Source organism: Saliphagus sp. GCM10025317 (assembly GCF_042663665.1).
In the GTDB taxonomy this organism is placed as follows: Archaea; Halobacteriota; Halobacteria; order Halobacteriales; family Natrialbaceae; genus Natronosalvus.
On sequence record NZ_JBHTAQ010000007.1, the window covers coordinates 1298204 to 1318925 of the forward strand.

The window sequence follows — 20722 nt, forward strand, 5'->3', positions numbered from 1 at the left end:
GTGAATCAGCCTGGTGGGACCAATCTCACCCGAGTGCGAGCGGGTCGCTCTTGAGGTACTCGCGCATCACGACCGTCGCGTACGAGCCCTTCGGTAGCGAGAACGAGAACGTCAGCGGATCCGCGTCAACGGCGAGCGTCGTCCGAACGAGGATCGCTCGCCTGGTTCCGGTCGAGTCGAACTCACCCGGCAGCTCGAAATCAGCCGGCTCGAGGTCGAGATCCGCGAGCACGCGACGTTCGATCTCGCCCGGTTCCCCGTCGGCCAGCGTCGTCTCCGTGCCGACCAGCGGCGCAGTGACGAACGCCCGGCCGCGCTCGCAGTGACGAGTCACCGACCGAACCCGGCGTTTGTCGACGCGCTGACTCCGATCGACGTCGGGTAACTCGAGCCCCTCCGGCGCGTCGCGATCGGCGAAACAGACGACGTCCCCGGCGACCGGTCTGTCGAACGGGAGGCCAGCCTCGAGGCGCTCGCTCAGGATGCGGTTGAAGACGTACGACTGGGCGGCGTGGACGAACAGCCGCTGGAGGTTCGTGGGGAGACGCTCGAGGGCGTTTCGGAACGTTTCGGGGGACGGGTTCTCGCTGCCGTCGCCGTCTCCGCTCTCACCCTCCCTGCTCCCGTCATCGCCGCCACTCTCGGCGAGCTCGTGGAGCATCGAGCGCTCGTACTGGAGGCGATTCGGAAAGCGCTCGAGCGCTTCCTGCCAGTCGCGAGTCTCCTCAACGAACGCCCGCGCCGTCTGGGTGTCTTCGGGTTCCGCGTCGGTCGGCCGGCCGAGGTAGGCCATGACGGCGCCCTCCCAGTCGCCGCGGACGATCTCGAGGCCGACCTCGTGGGTGATGGGGCGCTTGCTGCCGAAGCGCTGCTGGCCGAAGACGTTGGGGACGCCGATGGTTGGTTCACCGTCGTCGCTCTCGACCACGCCCTCGCCCTCGAGCCCCGCAAACGCCGCCAGCTCGTCCGTGATCGCCTCGGCCCGCTCGAGTGCGCCCTCATCGGGGTCGCTCACGACCAGTTCGAACGCGTTGCCCGCCAGGTCGCCGAACTCGAGGGAGCGCCCGGCTCGTCCGAGCACGTCGATTTCGGCGCGGTTGAGGTCGGGGAGGTCCGCGGGGTCGGCGCCGTAGACCGAGAACAGCTGCGTCGTGATCGCCCGCTTGTCCTTCGTTCCGGCCCAGAACACCCGCTCGCGGGAGACGCCGAGTTCGTTCGAGAGTCGGCGCGCGAAGTCGTTCGTGTCCCAGCCACGGAGCGTCGCCCGGAAGACAAGGTGGGGGTAGGCGTCGGTCGAGGCGTCGACCGGCTCCGTGGCGAACCGCTCGAGTTCACGGACCCGAAAGTGCTCGTCGCGGTCGCGGAGGTGGCCGCCGATGCCGTCGGTCTCGGAGACGTAGTGCTCGATGCCGACGGCCTGCTCTATGGGATGGGCCTGGCGCATTCGTGCGTCGTTCCGTGGCGGCGGCGCAAAGTTGCCACGGTTTTCGTCGGTTTCTCGCTCGCACCGAGACGTCACCGCAAGAGCAATTTAGTATCGCAACGCACGAGGTACCAATACCGTGAGGAGTCTCGCCAGTGGCATCCGGCCAACCCCGTTCGCCGTCGATATCAGTCTCACATCGAGCACAGGGACTCTTCTCCAATGACCGCCGACGACCGATCCCCTCGAGACCGCCCCCGCGTACTCTGTGTGAGCGGCGACCTGGAAACGCGAGCCGGCCTCACTCGAGCGCTAGCCGACGCGAGCGTCAACGTCGTGCTCGCCCGGACGAACATCGCAGCAGTCGAGCGACTTGAGCACGAACGGGTCGGCGTCGTCGTCCTCGACGTGGAGACCGTCTCACAGGTGGCGTCGCTGCTCGAGACCGTCGAGATGCGGTGGCCGGGGACGCCCGTGTTTGGTTACCGTGGCGGGGTCGACGCTCCGGGCGGCGGCGATCATGACGACGATCACCTCGAGGGCGTCGACGACATCACCGACCTACCGACGTTCGAGCAGCCAGGTACGCTCACCAGCGCGGTCGCGACACACCTCGAGGACGACGCCGCCCAGGTCGCACTCGTCACCAATCGGGTGAAACGGCGACTCGCGGACGCCCGGACCGCGAGCGAGATCGAGCAGGCGATTCGAGAGCCGTTTACGACCCGTGATCGCTACCTGTTCGCCTGGGTCGGCGAGTACGACCCCGGTGAGCGGGCGATTCTCCCCTGGATACCCACCGGTGCGACCGTCGACTGGCCGCTCCAGCGAAGTTTTTCGATCGGCGACGGCACGCACCCGCTGCTCGAGTACGTGCTCCGATCGCGAACGTCCACCGTCCGCCGCGGACTCGACGAACTGTCGACGGTGACGGCGATTCCGTTCGGAGAGGTCGCCGTCGAACGCGGAGCAACCTCCGTTGCGGTCGCCCCGCTGGCGGCCGAGGACGACCGGTACGGTGTCCTCGTCGTATACGCTGACGTCCCGTTGAGCGAACGCGAACGCGAGGCGATCGATTCGGTGGCCGAAACCGCGTCATACGCTCTCGAGTCGATCGCGATCCGAGGGCAACTCTCCCAGCAAACGCAGTCGCTTCGCCGGTACGAACGACTGGTCGAGACGGCTGGTGACGGGATGTACGTCGTCGACGCCGACGGCCACTTCACGACGATCAACGACGCGCTCGTCGAGATGACCGGCCACACCAGGGAAGGGCTCCTCGGGGAGCACCACTCGCTCCTGTTCGAGGAGCCAGACGACGAGCGCCAGGGCCAGGACGGTTCGTCCCTTCACCCGCTCGAGCGATTGCCCGACTCGGACGAAGCGGCGACGACCTTCGAGACGATCCTCGAGACGAAGGCTGGCGAGCGGATTCCCTGCGAGACGCAGGCGGCGATCGTCGGCGACGACGACACCTTCCGCGGCACGGTCGGAGTAGTTCGCGACATCACCGACCGAAAGCGACGCGAACGCAAACTCCGCGAGCAAAACGAGCGCCTCGACGCGTTCGCCCAGATCGTCAGCCACGACCTTCGCAACCCGCTCGGCGTCGCCCAGGGGTATCTCTCCCTCGCCGAGGAGACGGGCGCCCCGGAAGATTTCACACAGGTCCGCGACGGACTCGAGCGCATCGAGGCGATCATCGCCGACGTGCTCACCGTCGCGCGCGAAGGCGAGTGGGCGAGCGACCTCGAACCGATCGACCTCGGGGCCGTCACCAGGGAGGCCTGGGAGAACGTCACCGCTGAGAACGCGACCCTGACAGTCGAATCGTCGGTGACGCTCGAGGCGGATCGGTCGCCGATGCTCCGGTTGCTCGAGAACCTGTTTCGCAACGCGATCGAACACGGGTCGACCGACGACGCGAGTCCACTCACGATCCGCGTCGGCCGACTCGACCGCGACGGCGCAGTCGATGGCTTCTACGTCGCCGACGACGGCCACGGAATACCCGAATCGATCCGCAACGAGGTCTTCGATTCGTCCGTCTCGACCGGTTCGGAGGGGATCGGTCTGGGCCTCTGGGTCGTTAGGGAGGTCGCCCACGGCCACGGCTGGTCGGTCAGCGCGGTCGAGAGCGAGGAGGGTGGCGCGAGGTTCGAGTTCGAGTTCGCAGTCGAGGCGTAACAGACGGTACCGTTCCGCTTCGCTTAGAAAGCGACGCGTTCAGTTTTCGGTCTGGAGGTCCTGGAACGCGCCAACGAAGTCGTCGTGGGTAGACATTCCGGAAATCGTCTCGTCGACTTGCTCTCGGAGCGTATCGACGCGGCTATTGAGTTCCTGGTACTCCTCGTGATCTGCGAGTTCGCGATCCGCCTTCTCGGACTCGAGGAGCGCTTTCTTCGAGACCAGGGCGTAGTACTCCTGGATGTCGGTCTTGTACTCGGATCGGGTCGATACCTCCTGGACCATCTCGAGGAGTTCGTCTTTCGAGACCGGCTTGACCAGATAGTCGTCGAAGCCCATCTCGATGATGTCGAAGTCGGGGTCGACGGCCGTAACCATCACGACGCGACAGTCGTATCCATCGTCGCGGATCTGCTGGAGGACTTCGTCACCGGAGAGCCCCGGCATGCGACGGTCGAGGAGTACGACCTCGACAGAGTCGGCCATCTTCTCGAGGGCTTCCTCGCCGTCGTAGGCGGTGGCGACGGGACGGTCCGCTCCGAGCCAGGCCGCAAAGAGATCGGCGAGACGAGACTCGTCGTCGACGACGAGAACCTCGGGCTCGTCGCTCACGGAAAGACCACTCCGTTCTCGTCTTCGATTGCAGGCACGCGTCACAAATGGTGGCTCTAGTTGATAAATCTCGCGACCACTAATCAAGAATCTGATAAATATCGGCGATCTCGAGAGTGCCTGCCGAAATCCGTTTCCAGTAGGGGGCCGTGCGGTCCTCACCCGCGAGCACCGCCGTTTCCGTTCGCTTCGTCGACCAAATCGATTCTAGCGGACGAAGCCATCGATAGAACCGCTTTCAGCGCGAGCAGCGAAGAATGGTGACACACCGTGCGTCTCTGATTCCCTGCAAGCCTCTCATTATCGGCATTCCTCAAAACTTAATGGCCAACATATTTTGGATTCTCCCTCCGGTAGCGCCATCGACGCTCCGGGAATGGTGGTCGACTCGGCGCGGCGAACGTGATTGACATTGATTCCGTACGACGGATGCGACCAGCAGCAGATCGTCAGCGGTGTAGTGAGCGACATCGGCCCGCCCGACCGACGTCACGCCGCGATGTGCTACAGTCGCTCCAGATCGACTTTGGGAAATAGTTACAACAACCGGCGACGGATATGATGTCAATGAGCCAACCACTAGATCGTCTCGAGCCGTCGCCGGGAGCCGATTGCGACCCTCGAGCGAGTCGGTCCTCGAGCGACGAATCGACGGCCGATTCTCGGTCGACCGAGCCGATACTCACGGCGACCGGCCTCACGAAGACGTACGGCGATGGTGACGCCGCCGTCAGGGCCGTCGACGGGATCGACCTCGAGATCGAGCGTGGGACTGTCGTTGGCCTGCTGGGGCCGAACGGGGCCGGCAAGACCACGACCATCAAGCTCTTGCTTGGACTGATCATCCCCGATGCGGGGACGGTTCGGGTCGACGGCACCGATCCCGTCGACGACCCCCGCGCGAGCTATCGCTCCGTCAGCGCCATGCTCGAGGGGGCGCGAAACAGTTACTGGCGGCTCACCGTCCGGGAGAATCTCCGGTTTTTCGCCCGACTGGCCGATCGACCGGCTGACACCGAACGGATCGACGCCCTCATCGAGCAGGTCGGGCTCACCGCGAAAGCGGACACTACGGTCAACGAGCTCTCCCGCGGGATGAAACAGCAGGTCTCGCTCGCCTGTACCCTGATCCGGGACACCCCGATCGCGTTCCTCGACGAGCCGACGCTGGGTCTCGACGTCGAGCATTCACTCGAGTTGCGGCGCCAACTCCGGGACCTCGTCGAACGAGAGTCCCGAACCGTCGTCCTCTCGAGTCACGACATGGACGTGATCGAGGCCGTCTGCGACCGGGTGATCATCATGAACGACGGCCGGATCGTGGCCGACGGGACGGTCGACGAACTGGTCGACGTGTTTCAGACTCGCTCCTACCGCTTCACGCTCGAGGCCCCGGTTCCGGACGTGGCGAAGCGGACTCTCGCGGAACGGTTCGGCGTCGACGAGTGGACCGAACGCGGTCCGGAACGGTCGTTCGAGGTGGCGCTCCAGGGCGACGCGTTCTACGACCTGGTGGCCGTCCTCGAACGGACGAACTGTACGTTCCTCGGCGTCGAGACCGTCGAGTCCGACCTCGCGGACGTGTTCCTCGCGGTGACCAGCGGCGGGGTCGCTACCGACGATGTCGGATCGGAACGAGGCGGTGCGGGACGAAGCGGCGCGACCGAGGGAAGCGGAACCGAACGGCCCGAGGAGTCCGACGGAGAGCCGCGGGTCGGACAGGAGGGGAATCGATGAGCTCCGCAACCGGCTACGTCGGGCTGACGCGAGCCATCTTCGAGAAACAGCTCATCCTCTTGCGTCGATACTGGATCAACACGACGATGATGCTGGTCGGCTTCTACCTGTTTTTCGCCGTGATCTTCTTCGGCGGCCAGGCCGCCGCCGGGCCGGCCTTCGACGGCACCCTCGACGGACTCGTGGTCGGCTTCTTCCTCTTCTTGGTGGTGACGGCCGCCTACTTCGACGTCGCCGGCAACGTGATGCGGGAAGCCCAGTGGGGCACCCTCGAGCAGCTGTTCATGTCGCCGTTCGGGATCGGCCGGGTGTTGCTCGCCAAGACGCTCTTCAACGTGGTATTCAGCACCACTATTGCGATGGCGCTGCTCGCGATCATGCTGCTGACGACCGACCGGACGCTCACCGTCGACCCGCTGACCATCGTCCCGCTCGTGCTCGTGACGATCCTCCCGGCGATCGGGCTGGGCTTTCTCTTCGCCGGACTCTCCCTGCTGTACAAGCGAATCGAGAACGTCCAGCAGCTCCTCCAGTTCGCCTTCATCGGCCTGATCGCCGCACCCGGCGCGCTAGACTCGAGCGGCCTGCTGGTCGTCCCGTTCAGCCTCGGAAGCGACCTGCTCTACCGGGCGATGGTCGACGGCGTGCCCCTCTGGGCGATGCCCGGACTCGAACTCGTCGCGCTGGCACTCAACGGGGTCGCCTACCTGCTGGCTGGCTTCGCGGTCTTTCACCTTCTGGTTCGTCGGGCCCGGCGGCTCGGGGTGATGGGACACTACTGACGTCGTCTCGTCGAGAAGAGTGAATCGAGCGGCAGACGTCACGACTAAACTGACCGGTTTCAGAGCGGTCGTCTCAGGCCGCCGTCTGCCAGGTCCGGACGCGGTCCTCGCTCACGCCCTCGACCGCGCTGGCGAGCGACTCCGGATCGGCCTCGAGCAGGTCGTCGATCGACTCGATCCCGGCCGCGGTGAGTTTTTCGACGGTCTTCGCGCCGATTCCCTCGATCGACTCCAGGGCCGACCCGCTCTCGGCCTCTCGAGCCTGGAACTCGCGGTAGTTACAGATGGGACAGCCCAGTTCCCAGGGCTCGTCGCCGTTGTGGACGACGAGTTCGGGCAGGTCGTGTTCGTCACACCGTTCGTCGGTGACCTCGATGTCGCCTCGGCGCGGGAGGGGCAGCGAGTACTCGCAATCGGGGTAGCGGGTACAGCCGACTAGGCGCGAGCCGTTCTGGAGCGTCTTGATCGCGAGTTCGCCGCCGTGTTCGTCACCACAGTCGGGACACGCACCCAGAACGGGCCCCTCGCCGGCCTCCTCGGCCTTGCAGAGCGGACAGCCGTGAACGAACGTCTGGCGCCCGGCGAGCATCTTCACCTCGTGGAGGTCGTGGTCGTCGCAGGTCTCCTCCAGGATCAGCGGCTTACCCGTAGAGGGCAACGGCAGGGTGAACTCGCATTCGGGGTAGCCGTCGCAGCCGACGAAGTACGAGCCGTAGCGACTCCGGCGAACGAGCAGGTCCTCGCCACAGTCGGGGCACGGACCCAGTCGCTTGTCGGCCTTCAGCGACTTGCGCAGGTGATCGCCAACCTCGTCGCGGGAGGCCCGCAACTGCTCGAAGACGGCTTCGAGCATCTCGCGGGATTCGTCGGTGACGTCCTCGAGGGTGGCCTCGCCGGTGGCGATGGCGTCCATGTCGGCCTCGAGCTGGGCCGTCATCTCCTCGCTGACGACGCGGTCGGCGTAGTTCTCCGCGGCGTCGACGACCGCCATCGCCAGCTGGGTCGGCCGCGGCGGGTCGTTCTCGATGTACCCCCGGTCGTACAGTTTCTCGAGGGTGTTGTGTCGGGTACTCTTCGTTCCGATGCCGAGGTCCTCCATGGTCTCGATGAGCCGGGACTGGCCGTATCGTCGCGGCGGTTGTGTCTCCTTCTCCTCGAGTTCGACGTCGCCGATGGCGAGTTCTTCGCCCTCCTCGACGGCCGGGACGTAGTTCTCGGAGGTGTTGAAGTACGGGTAGACGTCGTGGTAGCCCGCTTCGACGAGTCGCTTGCCGTTGGCCTTGAGTTGGCAGCCGTCGGCCTCGGCGACCACCTTGAGGTGCTCCCAGATCGCCGGCTCGGCGACCGTCGCGTAGTAGCGGCGGACGACCAGTTCGTAGACCCGCCACTCGTCCTCGTCGACGTCTCCGCCGCGGGCCGGAATCTCGCCGGTCGGGTGGATCGGCGGGTGGTCAGTCGTCTCCTCGTCGCCCTCCGTGGGCACGAGGTCGCCGTCTCCCTCGAGCAAGTCTTCGGCGGACTCGCCCAGGACGGGGTGACCGACGAACGAATCGAGCAGTTCCTCGGCCTCGAGGTCGTCGGGGTAGACCGTGTTGTCCGTCCGCGGATAGGTGATGTAGCCGGCGGTGTAGAGGTCCTCGGCGATGGACATGGCCCGCTTCGCAGAGAAGCCGATGGCGCTCGCCGCGCGGATGAACTGCGTCGTGTTGAACGGCGCCGGCGGGGTGTCCGTCCGCGTTCGTGCGTTGACCGACGTGACTGTCGCCGAATCGGCACTCGAGAGCGTCTCGTAGGCGCTGTCGGCCGCCGATTCCTCCCAGACGCGTTCGGCCTCGTTGTCGTCCTCGTCGCGGTAGAAGTACTGGGCCTCGAACGGGTCGTCATCCTTGATCAGGTCGGCGAACAGCTCCCAGTAGGTCTCGGAATCGAAGGCCTCGATTTCCCGCTCGCGGTCGACGATTAGCTTGAGGGTGGGACTCTGGACCCGCCCGACGGAGATAAAGTCGTTGCCGAGCTGGCCCGACGACAACGAGAGAAACCGGGTGAGCGCGGCCCCCCAGACCAGGTCGATGATCTGACGGGCCTCGCCCGCCGCGGCCAGGTCGAAGTCGATCTCGTCGGGTTCGGCGAAGGCGCTCTGGACTTCGTTTTCGGTGATCGAGGAGAAGCGTACGCGGTCGATCGGCACCGCCTCGTTGACCTCGCGAACGATCTCGTAGGCCTCCTTGCCGATGAGTTCGCCTTCGCGGTCGTAGTCGGTCGCGATGGTCACGCGGTCGGCCTGGCGGGCCAGGATGCGAAGCGTCGCGACGATGTTCTCCTTCGTGGGGGTCTTCTCGATCGAGGCGTCGACGAGTTCGACGGGTTCGACGTCACGCCAGTCGGAGTACTCCGGCGGGAAGTCGACGCCGACGACGTGGCCCGACAGCCCAACGCAACGCTTGCCGCCCCACTCGTAGACGTTCACGCCGTTCTCGCGGGTCGCGTCGGCAGACTCGCCGCTCAGAATGTCCGCGATACGTCTCGCCGCGTTGTCCTTCTCCGTGATAATTAGCTCCACGGCGTCTCACCTCCCGGTCCTCGAGGCACGATCATTGGGCCCCGGTACGACCGAGCCCCGGATAACCCTTTCGGGGAAACCGACGGACGTCGCGGCTGTGCGTGCCCGCGAGCACGCAACGCGTCAGTCCTCAGTCATCGTCGAGGGATCAGTCGTCCGCCGGGGCCGGAGGCGACGCTGGGTCGCTCGAGTCGGCATCGGCCTCGGTCTCGAGTAGGGCCGACCTGGCGTCCTCGGAGAGTCGATTGCGGACGGCCCGGCCATCTCGCTCGCGGACGACGAAGCCCGCCTCCTCGAGCGTCGTGAGGTGGTGGGAGACGGTGCTCGGATCGAGGTCGAGCGCCTCGGCGAGGCGTCCGTTGGACGCGTGCTCGAGTGCGGCCAGCTCCTCGAGCACCCGTCGGCGGGCCGGTTCGGCGAGGATGGCGTATCGCTCGTGGTCGGCCCCGTCCGTCCCGCCCACTCCGTCCATCCCGTCTACCCCGTCCGCCTCGATCGGGAAGTAGCGTCGCTTGCCGCCGACTTTGACCGAGGTGAGCAGGTTCTCGTCCTCGAGCACCCGGACGTGGTGGCGAACGGTCGACAGGGCAACGCCGCTCCGGTCACTGAGCGCCGAGAGGTACAGTCCCGGCTCCTCGGTGATCGTCTCGAAGACGGTTCGCCGGTGGTCGTTCTCGAGCGGATCCGAGTCGTCGTAGCGGCTGTACCGGAGAAGAGCCAGCGCCTCGATCGGGAGGGCCTCCCGAAGCAGAGCCAGCCATCGACGAGGTTGTCGGCCTGTCCAGCTGGCGACCGCGCTCGGTGCGCTCGACGCCGCTCCTGCTCCCGCTCCGGCACCGGCACCGGCGCTAGCTCCCATTCCCGATACGGCTACTGCGCCGAGTAACCCAACGAGCACCCCGTTGACGGCATTTTGCGTCTCGGGGCTCGAGGGAGAGCCGAATCCGAACCCGCCATCGTCGGTGGTCGTGGAGTCGCCGTCTCGATTCTCGCCACCTTCGTCGGCTTCGTTCCCGACAGATTCTTCGTCGACCTCGGTCTCAGTTCCCTCGAGCGATCCGTCAGTGGATTCGTCGGCTTCTGCGTCCCCGACGGACGCGGCGACGCTCACGTCGGCGTCGAGTTGCGTCTCGAGCAGGGGAGTGCCCGTGAGCGTGGTCGTGGTCTCGAGTTCGATCACCGGGTCGGTGGTCGTGGTGTCATCAATCGCGTCGGTAGTCTCATTGGTCGTTTCCTCGATTGAGTCGGTCGCCTCGTTAGTCGTCTCCTCGATTACGTCGGTGGTCTCGTCGGCCGCGTCCTCGATCGCGCCGGTCGTCTCGTTAGTCGTCTTCTCGATCGCGTCGGTGGTGTTTTCTGCCGTATCGACGACCGTTTCTGTCGAGTCGGTCGTATCGTTGATCGTGTCGCCGGATTCGTTGGCTACATCAGTGGTCCCGTCGGTCGTGTTTTCGACAGTATCAGTAGTATCGTTGGTCGTCTCTTCTGTCGTATTTTCGACGGAGTCGGTGGTATTGTCAGTACTCTCGGTTACGTTTTCGCCGTCATCAGTCGTGTCGTTGACCGTCTCGTTGGTCGTCTCTTCGGGCTCGTCGTCCAAATCGTCGTCCAGGTATTCGACTGACAGGGTCGCCGAGTCAAGGTGCGTACCCACGCTCGAGTCATCGCTACTATCGTCTCCCGTGGCAATCGCCGCGGTAGCGGCGACGAATCCCGTGACACTGGCTACAGTCACGACGAAGACGAGAAGAACGCTGATGACGAGACGGGTGCTCGACGAAACCATACTTTCAGATAGCCAGTTATTCGCTACCCACTATATGTTTTCTCTAGCGGCCACGCAAACGGATCACGCGGGAACGATGTTCTCGAGGCTCGAGGGTCGCACGACGGGTGCACTGATGGCGAACGCGGTAAACAGGCCCGCAACGAGACTCGCGGCCAGCGCGGGCACCCGGGTAAACGTCACGACGGCGAGGAGTGCCGCGCCCAGCGACAGCGCCGCGATCATCGCGCGACTCGAGACGGGGCGACCGAACGGAGTCATCCGGATCCGGCTGCCGTCGATACGGGTCGCCTGCCAGCCGACGAACGCGCCGAGGGTGGCCCCGGTCAGGAGTATCGCGTCCGGTTCGGCGGCGCTGGTGTACAGGTAGAACCCGCTACACAGGATGGCCAGCCCGAAGGTCGCCGCGGGTTCGTCGGTGTCGACGCGAGAGAGGACGAGGTGCGTCCCGGCCAGCAGCGTCAACCCGAGGGCAACGCCGGCGACGACGTCCTGGAGGTAGTGGACACGGAGGACGACGCGAGTCGCCGAGACGGTGGCGACGAGGGCGGCGGCAGCGGCGTATCGCGTCCGCCGGCTTCCGACGGCGAGGACGCCCGCCAGGCCGAAGTAGAGGATCGTGCTCGTCGTGGCGTGCCCGCTCGGGAAGCCGTACCCGGTCGCGGTCGCGGTCGCCTCGTACAGCGGCTGGACCATCGTCGAGACCGTCTCCGGGTCCCGAAGCGGCTCATCCGGCCGCGGAATCGCGAAGAGTGCCTTGAAGCCGCGGTAGATACCGATACCCGAGAGCATCACCCCGGCGAGCGTGGCGACTTCGCGGCGTTTCGACGGGTGAAACCAGTACAGCCCCAGGAGGACAGCGACGACGAACCAGACGTCGCCGAGCTGGGTGAGCAGGGCGACCACGATGGCCTGCCAGTCCGGAATCGCTGACTGGATCGGATCGAGAGTATCGATTCCGAGGCTCATTGGTTCCTCCTTCTCGATGGAGCCTATAAACGCTTGTTCCAACCGGAACGACGGAGGCCCCTTCTCACACGAGCCCCATCACGCCGAGGGCGAGAAACAGCGCACCGAAGCCCGCGAGAACGAGGCCGCTCACGAGGGCAACCGCCGGGGCGAAGGCATCGACGCGTCGACCGGCCCGGGCCAGGGCCGCGGGGTAGGTCGTGATCCAGAGGACGATCCCACCGAAAAAGCCGACCAGGAGGGCGAAACTACCGGTCTCCACGACGAACGACCCGGCGAGCGCATCGCCGATTCCGGGCACGTGGGCGAGCACGTCGAGCGTGCCCGGTTTGATGAGGCCGACGCCGACGGTGAGCCAGAACCCGATCTGGAACGGGTTCGTCGCGGCGAGGACGAACGCCTTTTGAAAGCCGGTCGCTCCCGACTCGAGGTCGTCGGTGAACGACGCGGCGCCGCGGGCCTCCCGCCAGGCGCCGACCGCGAAGATGAGCATGAGGACGCCTCCGAGGAGGTAGAGCGCCGACTGGAGGGCGCCGTAGCGTTCGACGACGGCGACGACGCCGACGAACGCGAGGACGAGGAAGAGCACGTCGGCGATCATCGCCCCGAGGCCGGCCCTGAATCCGGCGCCCCAGCCTCGAAGCACGCTTTCTTCGGCGATAATCGCGTTCATCGGGCCGGGCGGTGCGGCGAGGGCGATTCCGAAGACGACGCCCGCAGCGAGTGAGGTGAGAGTCGGCGACACAGCTACCGTCTCTCGTGTCGGCAGCGATAAAAGTTCGTCGGGGTCGTCCGCTTTTCGCCTCGAGTCCGTCCTCGCCTGCCTCGAGTCCGTCCTCACACGCCCGAATCCTCTTCGCTCGGGTCCGTCCTCGCTCGAGCGATTCCACACAGCGCGACAAACCGTCGATACTTAGGCCCCCTCGCTCGAATCACTCTCCTATGACGAAGGCAGCGGCGGACGACGCAGACGGGGTGGCCACCGACGAGCCATCCGCCGACCGCGAGGGTATCGACCGGAGCACAGACGCGTCCCGTCCGGGGACGGACGAAGCCGCTCGAGACGCGGACGAGGGGTACACACGGAAGCGATGCGTCCTGATCACCGGCTGCTCGTCCGGAATCGGGAAGGCGACCGCCCGCGCGTTCCTGGACGAGAACTGGCGGGTCGTCGCGACCGCTCGCGACACGGCCGACATCGAGGACCTCGCCGACGCCGGGTGTGAGACGCTCGAACTGGACGTCACCGATCCCGACCAGGTCGCTCGCGTCGTCGAGCGAACGGTCGACATCGGCGGCGCGATCGACTGCCTGGTCAACAACGCCGGATACGCCCAGATGGGGCCGATCGAGGACACGTCGACGGCCGACCTCCACCACCAGTTCGACGTGAACGTCTACGGCCCGCACCGCCTCGGTCGCGCGGCACTTCCGCACATGCGAGCGCAAGGGTCCGGCCGGATCGTCAACGTCTCCTCCGTGCTCGGTCGCCTCTCCTTCGCCGGCACCGGCCCCTATTCGGGGTCGAAACACGCGCTCGAGGCGATGAGCGACGCGCTCCGCGCGGAGGTCGAGGATTTCGGGATCGACGTCGTGGTGATCGAACCCGGGCCGGTCGAGACCTCGTTCACCGAGCGGGTCGAGGAGGAAGTGCCGGAGGACCGAACGCCGGCGTACGAGTCGCTCTACGAGATTATCGAGGAGAGCCAGCTCGTCGGCGGTGGCGGGCCGCTCGCCTCCGAGCCCGAGGACGTGGCTGCGGCCATCGTCCACGCGGGAACGTGTCCCGAGCCGCCGGCCCGGTATCCGGTCGGCCCGCTCGCCGAGTACGGTCTCTACGCGCGTTTTCTCCCCGACAGCCTCCGGGACGCCGCCTACGGGCTCGTCAAGAAGCTGGTCTGAGCTGTGCTATTCTGAGTGCCCCAGCGCTCGCGTAGACTCCCGTGATGGTCGATCGTCGAACTCGACGAGCGCTCAACGTGGCGCCTCGAGTCCCCCGCCGACGCCGAGCCAGAGGACTCCACCCACCACTCCGAGCGCCGCGACGACCCGGTGGCCGACTTCGACCAGTACGCCCCGGTCAGCCGTCGGTTCGTGACGGAAGAGGAGCCAGTTCCCGTCGCCGTCAGCGAGTACGACGGCACCCGAATCGAAAGCGAGAGAGGCGAACACGAGGACGACGAGTCCTAGCGCGAGTACGACGACCGTCCCAACGGTCCCAACGAGAAAGGAGTGGACGACTCGAGCGGGCGGCCTCGATTGGGGGTCTGCGGAACGGCCGTAAATCGCGAGTGCTCCGTCCTCGTCCTCGTCCTCGTCCCCGTCCCCGTATTCGTCCCTATTCTCAGCCCCGTCTTCGTCGCCGTCTCCACCTTCGTTCCCGCCCCCATCGGCCGGCGGCGGCCCGACGCGAACGCACTCGGGGTACTGGAGCAATCGGCTGGCCATCCAGCAGTCCCCGACGGATCCCGCGACGTTGGCGGCGAGGAGGACGAGCGGCCATCGAGCGCCCAGGCCGACCGCGAGCGCGAATCCGACGATCGAGATGACGACGACGGGGGCGACCAGGATGGCGACCATCTGGTTGCGGCCGTAGTCGGTTCGCGTTTCGGCGTAGGCGTAGGGAATCCCGAACCGGGCCGTCCGAACGCCGTAGTGCGGTCGGCCGCCGAAGTGGCGCATGACCACGCCGTGGAGGAGCTCGTGGGGAACGGCGACGACGAAGAACGCGCCGACGACGAGCGCGACGACCTCGAGTCCGCTCGCCAGGGCCGACGGATCGATGACGACGCCGTCGAACGGACGGCCGAGAGCGGCGCCGTGGAGGTCGAGTGCGACGTACCAGCTGTACAGGAAGGCGACTGCCGAGCAGAGCGCCCAGCGGCCAGCAGCCGACCGCGGAGCCCGCAGGCTCGAGAGGTGCTGGTAGGCCCATCGGTCGTCGGTAGCGGTCACGGCTGCGAACAGGTGGCAGTTCGTGACGAACGAGTTAGGGGTATCGGTTCGGATGGCTGTCGCGTTCGACGAGACGGTGATCGACTCGAGCGCCTTCACGCTCGCTGTTCGTGCTCTCGTGTTCGTGTCTCCCTGTCCGTGTCCCTGTTTTCGCGGTCACCACGAGCCTCGAGAGCCGACTACGCGTCACCGCCGTCCGAAACGACGTCAATGGACCCGCGCTGGCCCCAGGAGGCGTGCAAATCGCAGACGTATGCCGCCGCATCCGCGGTCGCCTCGAACGTGAGCGACTGGGACTCGGCGTCCGTCGGTTCAGTTCGGTAGTCCTGGACGACGTCCTCGTTTTCGTCCCGAATTTCGACGTTGTGTACGTGTCCGTCCGCGTTGTGCCAGGTGATCGTGTACCGCTCCCCCTCGGTCAGCGAGAGCGTCGGATTCCGTTCGTCGGCGATGGCGGACGGCTCGAGCCCCGTAAAGTGAGACGTCCGGGCTTCGAAGACGAACTCGTCGACGTCCTTCGGGGCCGTCTCGTCGGAGCCATTCGTTTCCTCCGTTCTATCACTGTCGCCGTCCTCGGCATCACCGTTCGCGTCGGATTCGGAGTCCGACCGGCCGTCGTCCTCTGCCGTCTCGCCGTCGCTATCGGATTCGGGGTCGTCCGGTTCGCTCTCACCGATCTCAGAGTCGTCGTCGGAATCGGTCGATTCGGTCGTCGTGTCGTCGCGTTCGTCCTCCGGACCGTCGTCGGATTCTGGCTCTCTCTCTGCCAGACACCCGGCCACGAGTGACGAACCCGCAGTCGCTCCGAGGAGGGCCACGAACCGGCGTCGCGAAACGAGTCTCGAGTGCGTCATCGGATCGACACTCGAGAGCCGGTCGAATAAGTACGGGATCCATACTCTCGTCAAGGACTGATTATCACACGATTCGACACCACTGTCGAGACGAGTCGGTCGTCTGTTCAGGAGCCCGGAACCGATACCTTCGCGTACCCGGCCCCGGAATCGCGTCGTATGACCGACGAGCGAGCGGAAGGCGATGGCGACGGCGACGCTGACGCCGAAACACCTGCCGAGGCGAACGGAATCACCGCGACCTACAGCGAAACGGACGAGGAACGAGTGCTCGAGTTCGACCGCGATGGGACCACGGCGGCGGTCGCCCAGAACCGCGAGGGATACGCGATGCTCAAGGTTCGACCGACCGCGACGGGCGACGAACTCGAGCGCTACTACGGGTTCGACATGGCCCTCGATCACGTCGCCGAGCGTCTGGGGGTGGCGCCACACGAGCTACCGGTTCCGGAGCCTGCGGCAGACATGGGGATGTAGGCGTTCGAGTAGCCCGCTACCGAGTCGTCGACTCGAGCACTGCCTCGATCCGTCGCTCGAGCCAGGCGAACGCCTCGTCGCTGACGGCGTGGCCGGTGTCTGGCGTGGCCATTACCTCGACGTCACCGCCCGCTTCCTCGAGGATCGTTGCACTCGCTCGCGCGGCCGCCAGAGAGACGTACGGGTCGTCGTCGCCGAACGCGAGCAAGATTGGGGTGCGCTCGAGTGAGCCGTCGGGTAGCCGAGGTTGAGGACGAGGCCGGGATCGAGATCTCGACCGCGGTCGAGACCGGGACGGCGACTGTAACTGTCGATCCGACGGCTCGTCGGACTCGCTCGAGACGCCAGGAACCGTTCCAGCGAGGATGCCGGCACCGCCGTAACGTCGAGGGAACTGGCACAGAAATTCGGCTGCGACGCGAGCCCCCTGGGAGAAGCCGACGAGCACCGTTCGCTCGGCACCGACGCCGACAGCCGACGCTCGCTCGAGACACGTCTCGACGCGGTCGACGCTCGCCACGAGCCACGGGTCGTCCGGCTCGAGTTCTGTTTCAGGCGTCGGCGGATACCACCGGTCCCGGAACGCCTGCGGGGCGAAGACGGAGAGGCCGTGGCGCGAGAGCGGCTCGAAGAGGTTGATCGCCCCCTGTGCGGTCGCGCCCCGGCCGTGGACGACGACGAGGGCGGCCCGACTCGCTCCCGCTGGCGCTCCGGCCTGGAGTATCGACTCGGTTGCGTGCGAGGGGGCTCGATCCTCGGTCACGGCCGATCGCTCCGCTCGTTGGACCCCGATTTACCCTCGTCGCGATCGTCGACGCCGGGAACCGTCACCGGCGGTAACTGGCTCTCGATCAGCCCACGGTCGGCCTCGAACCGGGGTGGCAGGTACAGCGCGTCGGGGCTCGAGTCGGCGACGTCGAAGCCGGGCGACTCGGTCGCGAGTTCGAACAGGACGCCGCCTGGCCCGCGGACGTACAGCGAGTGATAGAAGTGGCGGTCTTTCACCCGGGAAGTTTCGTACCCCCGCTCACGAAACAGGTCGTGCCACTCGTAGAGTTCGTCGACGCTCGCGGCCCGGACGGCGACGTGGTGAATCGTCCCCGGCCCCTCGCGGCCGTACGGCAGGGATCGATCGAGGATGTCGATAACTCTCGCGTGTGTTCCGTTCGCGCGATAGCGAATTCGATCCCCCTCCTGGCCGACTCGCTCGAGCCCCAGGGTCTCGAGCGTGGCCGCGGTCGCGTAGGGGTCGACCGGCGTGAGCGTCACGCCATGGAGCCCGCGGATGCCGACGGCCGGTGGGACGGGGCCGTCTTCTCGGGCCTCGATCGGCGAGGACTCCGCGATCGGCGGCGACCGCTCGACGAGTTCGATCGGCGTTCCGTCGGGATCGGTGATCGAGAGCACGCGTTCGTCGAACCGGGTTTCCTCCGCGACCTCGTGTCCCCGGCCATCGAGTCGCCGCCGCCAGGACGAGATCGAATCCAGCGGGATCGCGAAGGCGACGGCGGTCGGCTGAGGCGCACCGAGGCGCCCCGGATCGACGTCGCCGTAGGGAAAGCACGTTAGTATTGCTCCCGGTGTCGCCGACGGGTCACCGAAGTAGAGGTGGTGAGCGAGGATGTCCTCGAAGTTGACCGTCCGACAGCACAGGGTCAACCCGAGCGTCTCGAGATAGAAGTCGAGCGTCGGCTGAGGCGGGCCCGTGATCGTCGTGACGTGGTGGAGTCCGGGAGTGTCGGTGAGCATCTTCGGGTTGGTTCGTCCAGTTGATTCGCGTTCGGATTCTACTCGAGTGCTATCGATTCGAGTGAACGCTGAATCAGGAATCCGTCCGTGGCAACTCCGCTGAGACGTACTCGAGGAACTTCTCGGGGTGTTCGGCGTGGGGCATCTGCGTCGCGTAGTCGATGACGACGAGGTCGAGGTCGGCGGCGTCGGCGAGTTCCCGGCCGTCCCGGAGCGGGACGAGTTCGGCGTCTCGCCCCCAGACAAGCGTAGTCGGGGTCTCGAGGGCCGCGAGTTCGGTCGCCAGGTCGAAGTCGGATTCGGGGTCGAGCGTGCCAGCGACGAACGACGCTGGCGCGTACTTCGCCCCGGGTTGGTGGGCACTCTGCCAGGCGTACTCGAGGGCTGCGGGGTCGATCCGGTCGGCGTCGTAGTACCCGTCGCGTTCGTAGAAGTACCGGGTCGAGGGCTTGCTCACGAGGACGTTGAACAGCGCGGTGCCGACGAGCGGGGTCCGGAACAGGGTCCGAATCCACGGCCGGCGCTCGGTGGTGTCGGCCAGCGGGCAGATCAGGATCAGGCGCTCGAGGTCGACCTCGGATGCGGCGTCGACGGCGAACGACGCCGAGAGCGAGGAAGTGACGACGATCGGGGTCTCGGTCTGGTCGCGGAGGAACTCCTCGAGGAACTCGGCGTAGAGTTCGGGCGAGTAGACGAGCGGCGGACGATCGGAGCGCCCGAATCCGGGGAGGTCGACGACCGTCACGCGGTAGGTGTCCGCGAGCTCCTCGACGACGTCGGCGAACTCCCGCCCGCTCGCTGCGGCGTGGATGCCGTGGACCAGCACCATGTCCGGGGCGTCCGGCTCGCCGGCGACCGTGTACCGGACGTCCATTCCTCGCCAGTGGTAGGTTCGCTCGACGCCGGGAACGGGGTTCTCGAGGGGGGCGGCGCGGGACGCCAGGAGGCGGTTCCCGAGTGCGGTCAGGCCGACGGTTCCGGCGGCCGCTCCGAGGGCGGATCGAAGCTTCATGGGGTATTCTTCGACGCGCGTGCCCTTATCGATGGGGTTTGTGTATCCCGGGTATCCCCTGTATAAGTAGCGTCCGAAAAGGGAACGCCCTTAAACCAGGGTGCCCAATAACCGGGTGCTTGCGTGGTTGGTCTAGCGGCTATGACCTCAGCCTTCCAAGCTGATGACCCGGGTTCAAATCCCGGACCGCGCATTACTGTCGCGAGCAAATTCGCGAGCGACGGCAATCGCACTGCGGGATTTGAACTACGCGAGACCGAACGGAGTGAGGTCTCGCCATCGAGTTCAAATCCCGGACCGCGCAGTCGGTGGACAACACAACTCTCAAGCAGTGGCCCTCTCTCGAGTGCGAGTGACACCTGAGAGTCCGGATCTCGAGTAATCGGGACTCGAGTAGCGCACGGATTTCGATTTCGATTTACCGGTCTTGTCGAACTCCTCTGACAGAGATACGTTTCAGCAGCCAGGCTGAATACACTCACGCAGAATCGGTTCTCGGGGTCGAACCGAATCGTTACGTCGTCAGGTCGTCGGCCCACTCCGCAGGGAGGATGCGTAGCAGTCCGTCAGTCGCGAGATCCTCGGTCGTAACGAAGAGAATGTCATCGCCACCGAGGACGGCAGTACCGCCGCCGAATACCTCGTCCCAGTGGTTGAGGACGGCGTCGGGGATCGGTAGCTCGCGGACGTCCTGGCCGATTTCACTGCTGGCAACGTACTGCATCCCGTCGCGGCCCTCGAGAGCATCGTAGTCGAGAGAGACCAACACCGCGTCGTCGTGCGCACGAATTCCCCAGAACGCCTCGGTCGAGTGGGCCAGATAGCCCTGGTTGAACGCTCGCTGTGGCGCCGGAACCTCCCGACTCTGCCTGTCGAAGGCCGCCTCGCCCAGACGATCGATATCGGCTGTTTCGGTGCTATCGCCGGCGTCAGTGTCCTCCTCGGTCGTCGTCTCGTCGCTCGTCTCTTCCTCGCCATCGGCATCCCCCGTTTCGCGTTCGGTCGCCTCCGATAGGTCCTCGCTCTCGACGCCGATGTCGACGACATCGCGCTGGCTGACCGATGCCGACTCGGCGTTAGATTCGGACTCGAGCCCCGACTCCACGTCGTCGATATCCGGGGACGTGTCAGCGACCTCCACGGCCGTTTCACCAGCGGCGTGGTCTTCCTCCGCGACGCCGCCGGCCTCATCAGCGATTGCATCGACGTCGGGCGGCGTGTCTACCACGTCGGTTTGCTCGACGTCAGGTACCTCGTCGCGGCTGCGGGACCGCCGCTGGTCGAGCGCAGCTGCTATAAACCCGGCTCCCAGGACGATTCTGGCGAGACCGCGCTCGCGCTCGCCGGCCAGGAGCGCTCGGGTGCCGCTGAGGAGGCCCGTTCCTCCGATAATCGCCGTTACTGTACCTGATTCGACGCCGTGCCGGAGATACGGTGCTGCTCTCGAGAGGTACTCACGGCCGCTTCTCGTCGCGGCCCGCACGGTATCGAGTTCTGGCTTCGACTCCGATCGTGCGCTGGTGTCGGTCTGATTCACACCGGACCGTTCGGTCGCGACACACAAATCCCCACCGTCATTCCCATCATAAATCTAACAGTAGTCACGCTCAGTTACCGCT

The 20722-nt window shown here is 65.9% G+C and carries 17 protein-coding genes and 1 tRNA gene; 6 read left to right on the plus strand and 12 right to left on the minus strand.

Annotation, left to right across the window (positions count from 1 at the left end; all coding sequences use genetic code 11):
- Positions 1-25: 25 nt before the first annotated feature.
- A complete protein-coding gene (truD, locus tag ACFQS4_RS21120) occupies positions 26-1444 on the minus strand; it encodes a tRNA pseudouridine(13) synthase TruD (protein ID WP_500196277.1) in 1419 nt (472 codons plus the stop codon).
- Positions 1445-1645: 201 nt separating this feature from the next.
- Between truD and ACFQS4_RS21125 the strand changes: the two genes are divergently transcribed.
- Positions 1646-3610 carry a PAS domain S-box protein gene (locus ACFQS4_RS21125; protein ID WP_500196279.1) on the plus strand — a complete coding sequence of 655 codons (1965 nt, stop codon included), beginning with the start codon at positions 1646-1648 and terminating at the stop codon, positions 3608-3610.
- Positions 3611-3649: 39 nt separating this feature from the next.
- Here the strand turns inward: ACFQS4_RS21125 and ACFQS4_RS21130 are convergent, their stop codons facing one another.
- The gene (locus ACFQS4_RS21130) at positions 3650-4222 is read right to left on the minus strand and encodes a HalX domain-containing protein (protein WP_500196281.1); all 573 of its coding nucleotides are present in this window, start codon (positions 4220-4222) and stop codon (positions 3650-3652) included.
- 567 nt (positions 4223-4789) lie between these two features.
- Between ACFQS4_RS21130 and ACFQS4_RS21135 the strand changes: the two genes are divergently transcribed.
- Together ACFQS4_RS21135 and ACFQS4_RS21140 are read left to right on the plus strand one after the other, a co-directional pair.
- Positions 4790-5959, plus strand: a complete 1170-nt coding sequence (locus tag ACFQS4_RS21135) for an ABC transporter ATP-binding protein (protein ID WP_500196283.1) — start codon at positions 4790-4792, stop codon at positions 5957-5959.
- Positions 5956-6741, plus strand: coding sequence for an ABC transporter (locus tag ACFQS4_RS21140; protein ID WP_500196285.1), 786 nt, complete (start codon positions 5956-5958; stop codon positions 6739-6741). The genes ACFQS4_RS21135 and ACFQS4_RS21140 overlap by 4 nt, the downstream gene beginning before the upstream one ends.
- Before the next feature lie 73 nt (positions 6742-6814).
- On the opposite strand, the gene ACFQS4_RS21145 is transcribed toward ACFQS4_RS21140, so the two are convergent.
- The 4 genes from ACFQS4_RS21145 to ACFQS4_RS21160 form a co-directional block, all read right to left on the minus strand.
- Positions 6815-9301, minus strand: coding sequence for a DNA topoisomerase I (locus ACFQS4_RS21145; protein WP_500196287.1), 2487 nt, complete (start codon positions 9299-9301; stop codon positions 6815-6817).
- Positions 9302-9449: 148 nt separating this feature from the next.
- Complete coding sequence (locus ACFQS4_RS21150; protein WP_500196289.1) at positions 9450-11087, minus strand: winged helix-turn-helix transcriptional regulator; 1638 nt, start codon at positions 11085-11087, stop codon at positions 9450-9452.
- 63 nt (positions 11088-11150) lie between these two features.
- Positions 11151-12056 carry a phosphatase PAP2 family protein gene (locus tag ACFQS4_RS21155; RefSeq protein ID WP_500196291.1) on the minus strand — a complete coding sequence of 302 codons (906 nt, stop codon included), beginning with the start codon at positions 12054-12056 and terminating at the stop codon, positions 11151-11153.
- A gap of 64 nt (positions 12057-12120) precedes the next feature.
- Positions 12121-12801, minus strand: coding sequence for a LysE family translocator (locus tag ACFQS4_RS21160; RefSeq protein ID WP_500196294.1), 681 nt, complete (start codon positions 12799-12801; stop codon positions 12121-12123).
- 197 nt (positions 12802-12998) lie between these two features.
- On the opposite strand from ACFQS4_RS21160, the gene ACFQS4_RS21165 reads away from it, so the two are divergent.
- Complete coding sequence (locus ACFQS4_RS21165; RefSeq protein WP_500196296.1) at positions 12999-13958, plus strand: SDR family oxidoreductase; 960 nt, start codon at positions 12999-13001, stop codon at positions 13956-13958.
- A 72-nt stretch (positions 13959-14030) separates the two neighbouring features.
- Here the strand turns inward: ACFQS4_RS21165 and ACFQS4_RS21170 are convergent, their stop codons facing one another.
- Complete coding sequence (locus ACFQS4_RS21170; RefSeq protein WP_500196299.1) at positions 14031-15110, minus strand: DUF3267 domain-containing protein; 1080 nt, start codon at positions 15108-15110, stop codon at positions 14031-14033.
- A gap of 80 nt (positions 15111-15190) precedes the next feature.
- Positions 15191-15865 (minus strand): cupredoxin domain-containing protein, encoded by a 675-nt coding sequence (locus ACFQS4_RS21175; protein ID WP_500196301.1) that lies wholly within the window; start codon positions 15863-15865, stop codon positions 15191-15193.
- A gap of 159 nt (positions 15866-16024) precedes the next feature.
- Between ACFQS4_RS21175 and ACFQS4_RS21180 the strand changes: the two genes are divergently transcribed.
- Complete coding sequence (locus ACFQS4_RS21180) at positions 16025-16342, plus strand: DUF7111 family protein (protein WP_500196303.1); 318 nt, start codon at positions 16025-16027, stop codon at positions 16340-16342.
- A gap of 16 nt (positions 16343-16358) precedes the next feature.
- Here ACFQS4_RS21180 and ACFQS4_RS21185 read toward each other — a convergent pair whose 3' ends face one another.
- From ACFQS4_RS21185 to ACFQS4_RS21195, 3 genes are all read right to left on the minus strand, one after another.
- The gene (locus ACFQS4_RS21185; RefSeq protein ID WP_500196305.1) at positions 16359-17105 is read right to left on the minus strand and encodes an alpha/beta hydrolase; all 747 of its coding nucleotides are present in this window, start codon (positions 17103-17105) and stop codon (positions 16359-16361) included.
- A complete protein-coding gene (locus ACFQS4_RS21190) occupies positions 17102-18091 on the minus strand; it encodes a VOC family protein (RefSeq protein ID WP_500196308.1) in 990 nt (329 codons plus the stop codon). Before ACFQS4_RS21190 ends, ACFQS4_RS21185 begins: the two co-directional genes overlap by 4 nt.
- 73 nt (positions 18092-18164) lie before the next feature.
- Positions 18165-19103: an alpha/beta fold hydrolase gene (locus tag ACFQS4_RS21195; protein WP_500196310.1), complete on the minus strand. Its 939-nt coding sequence runs from the start codon at positions 19101-19103 to the stop codon at positions 18165-18167.
- Between the two features lie 121 nt (positions 19104-19224).
- Here ACFQS4_RS21195 and ACFQS4_RS21200 point away from each other — a divergent pair.
- Positions 19225-19296 (plus strand) — tRNA-Gly (locus ACFQS4_RS21200).
- A gap of 321 nt (positions 19297-19617) precedes the next feature.
- On the opposite strand, the gene ACFQS4_RS21205 is transcribed toward ACFQS4_RS21200, so the two are convergent.
- The gene (locus ACFQS4_RS21205) at positions 19618-20640 is read right to left on the minus strand and encodes a hypothetical protein (protein WP_500196313.1); all 1023 of its coding nucleotides are present in this window, start codon (positions 20638-20640) and stop codon (positions 19618-19620) included.
- Between the last annotated feature and the right edge of the window lie 82 nt (positions 20641-20722).

What these genes read in the sequence shown, in the direction of transcription:
- ACFQS4_RS21165 (WP_500196296.1), top strand. Translation starts at nt 12,999, where the DNA reads ATGACGAAGGCAGCGGCGGACGACGCAGACGGGGTGGCCACCGACGAG.
- ACFQS4_RS21150 (WP_500196289.1), bottom strand. Translation starts at nt 11,087, where the DNA reads ATGGTTTCGTCGAGCACCCGTCTCGTCATCAGCGTTCTTCTCGTCTTC.
- ACFQS4_RS21175 (WP_500196301.1), bottom strand. Translation starts at nt 15,865, where the DNA reads ATGACGCACTCGAGACTCGTTTCGCGACGCCGGTTCGTGGCCCTCCTC.
- ACFQS4_RS21195 (WP_500196310.1), bottom strand. Translation starts at nt 19,103, where the DNA reads ATGAAGCTTCGATCCGCCCTCGGAGCGGCCGCCGGAACCGTCGGCCTG.
- ACFQS4_RS21140 (WP_500196285.1), top strand. Translation starts at nt 5,956, where the DNA reads ATGAGCTCCGCAACCGGCTACGTCGGGCTGACGCGAGCCATCTTCGAG.
- truD (WP_500196277.1), bottom strand. Translation starts at nt 1,444, where the DNA reads ATGCGCCAGGCCCATCCCATAGAGCAGGCCGTCGGCATCGAGCACTAC.
- ACFQS4_RS21190 (WP_500196308.1), bottom strand. Translation starts at nt 18,091, where the DNA reads ATGCTCACCGACACTCCCGGACTCCACCACGTCACGACGATCACGGGC.
- ACFQS4_RS21180 (WP_500196303.1), top strand. Translation starts at nt 16,025, where the DNA reads ATGACCGACGAGCGAGCGGAAGGCGATGGCGACGGCGACGCTGACGCC.
- ACFQS4_RS21155 (WP_500196291.1), bottom strand. Translation starts at nt 12,056, where the DNA reads ATGAGCCTCGGAATCGATACTCTCGATCCGATCCAGTCAGCGATTCCG.
- ACFQS4_RS21135 (WP_500196283.1), top strand. Translation starts at nt 4,790, where the DNA reads ATGAGCCAACCACTAGATCGTCTCGAGCCGTCGCCGGGAGCCGATTGC.
- ACFQS4_RS21125 (WP_500196279.1), top strand. Translation starts at nt 1,646, where the DNA reads ATGACCGCCGACGACCGATCCCCTCGAGACCGCCCCCGCGTACTCTGT.